General features: G+C 47.3%; 9 protein-coding genes. All 9 read left to right on the top strand.

Translation table 11 applies throughout. The annotated features are described in order from the left end of the window. The first annotated feature begins 42 nt into the window (after positions 1 to 42). Entirely contained in the window at positions 43 to 1,551 is a 1,509-nt protein-coding gene (locus tag QVO97_RS04720) for a sugar ABC transporter ATP-binding protein (protein WP_022359233.1), read from the top strand. A gap of 14 nt (positions 1,552 to 1,565) precedes the next feature. After that, positions 1,566 to 2,558, top strand: coding sequence for a galactose/methyl galactoside ABC transporter permease MglC (locus QVO97_RS04715; protein ID WP_022359232.1), 993 nt, complete (start codon positions 1,566 to 1,568; stop codon positions 2,556 to 2,558). A gap of 275 nt (positions 2,559 to 2,833) precedes the next feature. Beyond that, positions 2,834 to 3,133, top strand: coding sequence for a hypothetical protein (locus tag QVO97_RS04710; protein ID WP_022359231.1), 300 nt, complete (start codon positions 2,834 to 2,836; stop codon positions 3,131 to 3,133). A 19-nt stretch (positions 3,134 to 3,152) separates the two neighbouring features. Further along, the gene (locus QVO97_RS04705; protein ID WP_022359230.1) at positions 3,153 to 3,626 is read left to right on the top strand and encodes a CYTH domain-containing protein; all 474 of its coding nucleotides are present in this window, start codon (positions 3,153 to 3,155) and stop codon (positions 3,624 to 3,626) included. A 77-nt stretch (positions 3,627 to 3,703) separates the two neighbouring features. Continuing rightward, positions 3,704 to 4,336, top strand: coding sequence for a phosphatase PAP2 family protein (locus tag QVO97_RS04700; RefSeq protein ID WP_288188951.1), 633 nt, complete (start codon positions 3,704 to 3,706; stop codon positions 4,334 to 4,336). Between the two features lie 47 nt (positions 4,337 to 4,383). After that, entirely contained in the window at positions 4,384 to 4,938 is a 555-nt protein-coding gene (locus QVO97_RS04695) for a DJ-1 family glyoxalase III (protein ID WP_022359228.1), read from the top strand. Between the two features lie 199 nt (positions 4,939 to 5,137). Further along, entirely contained in the window at positions 5,138 to 6,424 is a 1,287-nt protein-coding gene (gene tig / locus QVO97_RS04690) for a trigger factor (protein WP_022359227.1), read from the top strand. Positions 6,425 to 6,532: 108 nt separating this feature from the next. Next, positions 6,533 to 7,114 carry an ATP-dependent Clp endopeptidase proteolytic subunit ClpP gene (gene clpP, locus QVO97_RS04685; RefSeq protein WP_022359226.1) on the top strand — a complete coding sequence of 194 codons (582 nt, stop codon included), beginning with the start codon at positions 6,533 to 6,535 and terminating at the stop codon, positions 7,112 to 7,114. A gap of 43 nt (positions 7,115 to 7,157) precedes the next feature. Then, a partial coding sequence (clpX, locus tag QVO97_RS04680; protein WP_288188948.1) for an ATP-dependent Clp protease ATP-binding subunit ClpX occupies positions 7,158 to 8,340 on the top strand: 1,183 nt, incomplete at its 3' end.

The following is an 8,340-nucleotide window of genomic DNA, read 5'->3' as shown; positions in this document are numbered from 1 at the left end:
TGTCCAGTTGGCACACCCGATTTTATGAAAGGAGAGAATGGGATGGCAGAGTACAGATTGGAGATGCGCGGGGTATCGAAAAGTTTCCCTGGCGTTAAGGCTCTGGACAAGATAAATCTCAAAGTTCGTCCCGGTACCGTCCATGCACTGATGGGAGAGAACGGCGCCGGTAAATCCACCCTGATGAAATGTCTGTTCGGCATTTATCATATGGATGAAGGAGAGGTCTATCTGGACGGGGAAAAAGTAGAGATCCACAATCCGGATGAAGCCCTTCACAAAGGACTGGCAATGGTACATCAGGAGCTGCAGCCGATACCTGAGAGAACGGTAGCAGAGAATATGTACACCGGCCGTTACCCGACGAAGAAATTTGGACCGATTCAGGTGATCGACCATAAGAAGATGTTTGAAGAGACAGCAAAATGGCTGGACGATGTTAAGATGCCTTATGACCCGAAGGCAAAACTGGGAACCATGTCCATCGCCCAGATGCAGTCTGTAGAGATTGCCAAGGCTGTATCCTTAAATGCCAGAGTTGTAATTCTGGACGAGCCGACTTCCTCCTTAACGGATAATGAGGTAGAGGCACTTTTCCGCATTGTCCGTGACCTGAAATCAAGAGGTGTATCCCTCATCTATATTTCCCATAAGATGGCGGAGATCCGTGAGATTTGTGATGATATTACCATCATGCGAGACGGTACCTATGTCGGTTCCTGGCATATGGACGAGATTTCGGATGATGAGATCGTCAAACAGATGGTTGGTCGTGAGCTGACCAACATTTATCCTCCAAAGAATGATACGAAGGCAGGAGAGGTGCTTTTGGATGTCAGAGGATATTCCAGTATCCATGACCGTTCGTTCCAAGATTGCTCCTTTACCCTGAGACGAGGCGAGATCCTCGGTTTCGGCGGTCTGGTAGGCGCACAGAGAACGGAGCTGATGGAAGGTATCTTCGGTATGCGCCATATCAAATCCGGAGAAGTTTACATCAAAGGAAAGAAAATGAACATTAAGCGTCCGCAGGATGCGATCCGCGGCGGTATCGGCATGATTACCGAGGACCGGCGTGGTACGGGTATCTTGGGATGTCTGTCCATTGCAGATAATGTATCAATTTCCTCCCTGGATCAGTATTTACATTATGGTATCAAACTGAATAAGAAAAAGATTGAGCAGCTTGTCAAGGATAACGTGGCGAAGCTTTCAATCAAGACACCGAGCAGTAAGACACTGATTCAGTCACTTTCAGGCGGTAACCAGCAGAAGGTTCTGATTTCCCGCTGGCTGGCCAACAACCCGGATATCCTCATCATGGATGAGCCGACCCGTGGTATCGACGTTGGTGCCAAGTACGAGATCTACCAGATCATGATTGACCTGGCAAAACAGGGCAAAGGTATCATCATGATTTCATCTGAGATGCCGGAGCTGATTGGTATGTCGAACCGTATCCTTGTTATGTGTAATGGTCACATTACCGGCGAGGTACAGGGTGAGGAAGCAACTCAGGAGCGTATCATGAGCTACGCGACTAAGTTCTAAAGGAGGAAGAGAGAATGGATAAGAAACAACTGAATGTAAAAGATATATTGATCAATAACGGTATCGTTATTCTGATCCTGTTGATGGTTCTCTTTGTTGGTGTAACAAAACAGAACTTCTTCAGCCGTAGCAACTTTAGCAACATTTCCATCAACGTAGCATGCCGTTTCATCATCGCAGTCGGCGTATCCGGCTGTCTGATTACGAAAGGTACCGACCTTTCTGCAGGTCGTCTGGTTGGACTTTCTGCCTGCCTGGCAGGTACTCTGCTCCAGAAGAGTGATTACAGCGGACATTTTGAGCTGACCAAGGGATTTGGTGAGCAGAACGTATGGCTGATTCTCCTTATCTGTGTCGCTATCAGCTGTGTATTTGGTCTTATTAATGGTATCGTAGTTGCTTACCTGAACGTACCGGCCTTCATCGGCACCTTGGGTATGCAGATGATCGTTTACGGTATCAACCTGGTTTATACCAAATCTGTACCGTTAGGCGGTTATCGTCAGGATTACACCATTATCGCAAATGGTAACTTCTTTGGTATTCCGTACCTGTTCATCATTGCATTTGTCATCGGCGCGATCATGTGGTTCGTATTTAACTACACCCGCCATGGTAAATATATGTATGCAATCGGCGGCAACGAGGCAGCAGCAGAGGTTGCTGGTGTAAATGTTAAGAAAACCAAGATCATCATCTATGTAACAGCTACTGCACTGTATGCCATCGCTGGTTTCCTTCTGGGAGCTAAGTCCGGTGGTGCCGGTGTAAATACCGGTAACGGTTACGAGCTGGAGGCTATTGCAGCTTGTACCATCGGTGGTGTATCTGTAAACGGTGGTATCGGACGTATCTCCGGTGTTATCATCGGTGTACTCGTATTCGAGTTCTTAAAGACCTGTCTGCAGTTCCTTGGCATCGACCCGAACTACCAGTATATCGCACAGGGTATCGTTATCGTTGTTGCGATTGCACTGGATATCCGTAAGTACATTGCGAAGAAGTAATCTGGCTGTGTGAATTGCAGCGCGGGAATGTGTCTGGAAGGTGCATAGGTAAAGATTTTAAAATGGATTTAAAAATCCCCTGTCATGGATGTGTGGCGGGGGATTTTTTGTGATGTTCACTTTTACGGGGCTTGTAGAGATAAACGATCAGCGTTTTCTTTGGACAGGAAAACGATTTTTGGATTGCTTGAACCTATTTTTATGGATATAATAGGAGAAGAGGCTGTTCGGGATGAACAGTGGAGAAAACAAGCCATATTCTGAAAGGAAAAAGAATGAGCGAAAACGAAATGCTGAACAAGAAAGAAACGCTGGAAGAGGCATTGGGCGAAGAGATTGAGGCGGTGAAGGGAACGGTGGAAGAAGCCGCAGAAAATGCTGCCGATAAAACCCTTGAGGATCTCGAAGCTGAAAACGAAAAACTCCGCCAGGAATTGGAACTTATGAAGGAAAAGACTGTCAAAGAACGCATCTACGATCATGTGCATGTGTCCGTGCGGACGATGGATATTTTTATTGGCGTGATGGTGGTGCTGTTTGTGGTGGTTGTGGTGCTGGGAATTTTGAATAAATAGTGAGGGGGAATCATGTACCATGGAAATTGAACGCAAATATTTAATTACTCACATTCCATTTGATATAGCCGGATACCCCTTCCACCAGATCGAGCAGGCATATCTAAGCACTGCTCCGGTCGTGCGTGTCCGTCAGGAGGATGACACCTATTATTTGACCTACAAATCCAAAGGACTGATGGCGCGGGAGGAATACAATCTGCCGCTGACGAAGGAATCCTATGAGCATCTCCGCTCGAAGGCTGACGGCAGGATTCTGACGAAAAAGCGTTATCTGATTCCGATGGAAGGAACGGAGTACACGATTGAGCTGGACATTTTTTTAGGTGAATATGAGGGATTGAAGCTGGCGGAGGTTGAATTTCCAAGTGAGGAAGCCGCACTTGCCTTTGTGCCGCCGGAATGGTTCGGGCGCGAGGTGACGTTTACGGGCGAGTACCAGAACAGCCGTCTGGCGCTGGCGGAAAACCTGGTATTAAAAACGAAAGAATAAAAACGAAAGAACAATACAAAGGTATATTATTAATGATAAAACAAGTAATGAATTGGATCAAAACGCACCGCTACTGTTTGGCAGGACTCTATATGCTGGTTTTTCTGTCAGGATTTTTTCTGCTGGAACTGCATGAACCATCGGATGTTCATATTATACACTGTGCGGTCGATGACCTGATACCGTTTAATGAATGGTTTGTACTGCCGTATTTTCTGTGGTACGCGTGGGTGCCGGTGTTTATGATTTATTTTATGATCAAGGATCGGGAGGCATATCTGAGACTTTGCTTTGTGATGTTTGCAGGAGCAACCTTTTGCTTATTTGTCTATCTGCTGGCACCAAACGGTTTAAATCTGCGGCAGGAGATCACATCACAGAATTTCTGCGCGCAGATTGTGCGGTTTCTGCGGAGTGTGGATCCGCCGAACAATGTCTGCCCGTCGATCCATGTATCGAGCACTGTGGCGGTGCATCTGACGATCTGCCACGCGGCAAGTGTGCGGAACAAGAAACCGATCCGTACACTTTCGTGGATTGTCACGATTCTGATTTGTCTTTCAACCATGTTCATCAAACAGCATTCGCTGGTCGATGTGCTCTGTGGCTGGATTTTGAGCCTGATTCTTGACGAGGCAGTGAATGTGTGGGTGCTAGTAAAGGCATTTTCAAAAGGAAAAATGATTGCTTTGTGGAAAACAAATAAGTAATTTAATATAAAAAGTGTTATAAAAACAAAGAACAGGAGGAAATAATCATGGCTGTAGTATACGCATTTTTAGCAGATGGACTGGAAGAAGTGGAATGTCTGGCAACGGCGGACGTGCTGATACGCGCGGGTGTGAAGGTAAAACTGGTTTCGATTACGGGTAAAAAAGAGGTGAAGGGCGCACATGGATTTGGCATTCATGCAGACACCCTGCTGCATGAGATTGATCCGATGAAAGCGGATCTTCTGTTCCTTCCGGGCGGTATGCCGGGAACGAAAAATCTGATGGCGTGCAAACCGCTCTGCGATGCACTGGTGCAGGCAGATGCTGCTGGAAAGCGCCTGGCAGCGATCTGTGCGGCTCCGAGCATTCTGGGGCAGCTGGGGCTTTTGAAGGACAAGAAGGCAACCTGCTATCCGGGCTTTGAGGATGCCCTGACCGGTGCGAAGCTGACGGGTGCGGGCGTTGTGACGGACGGCAATATCACAACGGCGCGTGGACTTGGATATGCGCTGGATCTGGGAATTGAGCTGGCATCGCTCTTAGTCGATCGCCCGGTAGCATTACAGGTCAAAGATTCAATTCAGTATGACCAGGTGTAGTTTCAACTAAAAAACACACAGAAAATGCATCAAAAATGGTATAAAACCCACCTAAAACCACTCATAAACCCGCAAAAAGTGAACGCAAAATTATATTTTCCGCTAGTATTTAGCACGCAAATATGCTATAATGCTATCTTGAAGTGTAACGCCCGGTAGAATGGCGGTTCACATATAGAAGCAAGGAGGACCCCTTAAAATGAGTTTACAGGTAGAAAAATTAGAGAAGAACATGGCAAAGCTGACCATCGAAGTTCCGGCTGAAGAGTTTGATGCAGCAATCAAAAATGCGTACAACAAGAACAAAAACAAATTCAGCATCCCGGGATTCCGTAAAGGTAAAGCACCGTTAGCTATGCTGGAGAAGATGTATGGCGCTGGCATTTTCTATGAGGATGCAGCAAACGAAGTGATCGACGCATCTTATCCGAAGGCAGCAGAGGAGAGCAAGGAAGAGATCGTTTCCACTCCGGAGATCAAAGTAACTCAGATCGAAAAAGGTAAGGCATTCATCTACGAGGCAACCGTAGCTCTGAAACCGGAAGTAACTCTGGGCGAGTACAAAGGTGTAGAAGTTAAGAAGGCAGAAGCTGTTGTGACAGACGAGGATGTAGAGAACGAGCTGACTGCAGCACGTAAGAAAAACGGCAGACTGATCGACGTAGAAGACGGCGCAATCGAGGACGGCGACAACACTATCATCGACTTCACCGGCTACATTGATGACAAGACATTTGACGGCGGCGCTGGTACAGATTATCCGCTGGTAATCGGTTCCCATTCCTTCATCGAGGGCTTTGAGGATCAGTTAATCGGCAAGAAAAAAGGCGAGACCTGTGACGTAAACGTTACTTTCCCGGCTGAGTACCATGCAGATGAGCTGGCTGGAAAACCGGCTAAGTTCGTTGTAACTATCAAAGAAGTTAAGAGAAACGAGCTTCCGGAGCTGAACGATGAGTTTGCAAGCGAAGTATCTGATTTCGATACTCTGGATGAGTACAAAGCAGACATCCGCAAGAAACTGCAGGAGAAGAAAGAGCAGGATGCTAAAGTAGAGAACGAGAACAACGTAATCGAAAAAGTAGTTGAGAACGCTCAGATGGAACTGCCGCAGCCGATGGTTGACACTCAGGCAAGAGAGATGGTAGAGAACTACGCTCGCCGTCTGCAGAGCCAGGGCTTAAACATCAACGATTACATGAAATATACCGGCATGACACCGGAGAAGCTGATGGAGCAGATGCGTCCGGAAGCAGAGAAGAGAATCAAGACCAGACTGGTTCTTGAGAAAGTAGTTGAAGTTGAGAACGTAGAAGTTTCCGATGAGAAGCTTGACGAGCAGATCAACGAGATCGCAGCATCCTACAAACTGGAAGGCGCTAAGCTGAAAGAAATGATGGGTGAGCGCGAGAAAGAGCAGATCCGTGAGGACCTGAAAGTTCAGGCAGCGATCGATTTACTGGTAGAGCAGGCAAAGCTTGCTTAATTAAACCGATAAAAGCGAATACTGAAATACGGCAGAATTCTATGATGTCCTAAGGCATCATAGAATTTTTGCCATAAACATTCATTCTCAATTATAGGAGGAAGAATCATGAGTTTAGTACCTTATGTCCTTGAATCCACCAGCCGCGGCGAGCGGACGTATGACATTTACTCCCGTCTGCTTAAAGATCGTATCATTTTCCTGGGAGAGGAAGTAAATGATGTGACAGCCAGCCTGGTTGTAGCACAGCTTCTGTTCCTGGAGGCAGAGGATCCGAATAAGGATATCAGCTTATATATCAACAGTCCGGGCGGTTCTGTTACCGCAGGTATGGCGATCTATGACACGATGAATTATATCAAATGTGATGTATCTACCATCTGTCTGGGTATGGCAGCCAGCATGGGCGCATTCCTGCTTTCCGGCGGTACCAAAGGAAAGAGATATGCACTTCCGAACGCAGAAGTGATGATTCACCAGCCATCCGGCGGCGCGAGAGGACAGGCAACCGAGATCCAGATCGTAGCGGAGAATATTCTTCGTACCAAGAAGAAATTAAACGAAATTCTGGCAGCCAATACAGGCCAGCCGTATGACGTGATCGTGCGTGATACAGAGCGTGATAATTACATGACAGCAGAGCAGGCGAAAGAGTATGGTCTGATTGATTGTGTCATTACCAACCACTAATTGGATTTCTGGATGGAATAATAGAAAGGAACAAGGTGGAAGTATGCCAGGCAGAACAGACGACAAAATACGCTGCTCATTTTGCGGCAAGACACAGGATCAGGTTAGAAAACTGATCGCTGGCACAGATAATGTATATATCTGCGATGACTGTATCGAACTCTGCTCGGAGATTCTGGAAGAGGAATTTGCCGATCAGGAAAAAGGACCGGATTTCAGCGGAATCAACCTGCTGAAGCCGAAGGAAATCAAAGAATTTCTCGATGAGTATGTCATCGGACAGGACGACGCCAAGAAGGTGCTCTCCGTAGCGGTTTATAACCATTACAAGAGAGTTATGTCCAAGTCCACGCAGGATGTAGAGCTTCAGAAGAGCAACATCCTGATGCTCGGACCGACCGGTTCCGGTAAGACATACCTGGCGCAAACGCTGGCGAAGATCTTAAATGTACCGTTTGCCATCGCGGATGCGACCACTCTGACCGAGGCTGGATATGTCGGCGAGGATGTAGAGAACATTCTCTTGAAGATCATCCAGGCGGCTGATTACGACGTCAGCAAGGCAGAGTACGGCATCATTTATATTGATGAGATTGATAAAATTACGAAGAAGTCTGAAAATGTATCTATCACCCGCGATGTATCGGGCGAGGGTGTACAGCAGGCGCTTTTAAAGATTCTGGAAGGAACCATTGCCAGTGTTCCGCCGCAGGGCGGCAGAAAGCATCCGCAGCAGGAACTGATTCAGATCGATACGACCAACATCCTGTTCATCTGCGGCGGTGCATTTGACGGTCTGGAGAAGATCATCGACAGCCGTTTAGGTGCCGGTTCCATCGGATTTAACTCCGATATTGTGGATCGCAAGCATCAGGATATCGATGAGCTTCTGAAACAGGTAATGCCGCAGGATCTGACGAAGTTTGGTCTGATTCCGGAGTTTATCGGTCGTGTGCCAATCACGGTATCGCTCCAGACGCTCAATGAGGAGGCGCTGGTCCGCATTTTAAGAGAGCCGAAGAATGCACTGATCAAGCAGTATCAGGCGCTTCTCGATCTGGACGGCGTGAAACTGGAGTTCACGGATGATGCGCTGATGGCGATCGCCCACATGGCAGTCGAGAGAAAGACGGGAGCCAGAGGACTTCGTTCTATCATGGAGTCCCTGATGATGGATACCATGTATGAGATTCCGTCCGATTCCACGATCGGCATCTGCACGATTA

The sequence above is a fragment of the Clostridium sp. CAG:43 genome (genome assembly GCF_000434655.1).
GTDB classification, from domain to species: domain Bacteria; phylum Bacillota; class Clostridia; order Lachnospirales; family Lachnospiraceae; genus Otoolea; species Otoolea fessa.
This window is presented reverse-complemented; position numbering and strand designations above follow the sequence as displayed.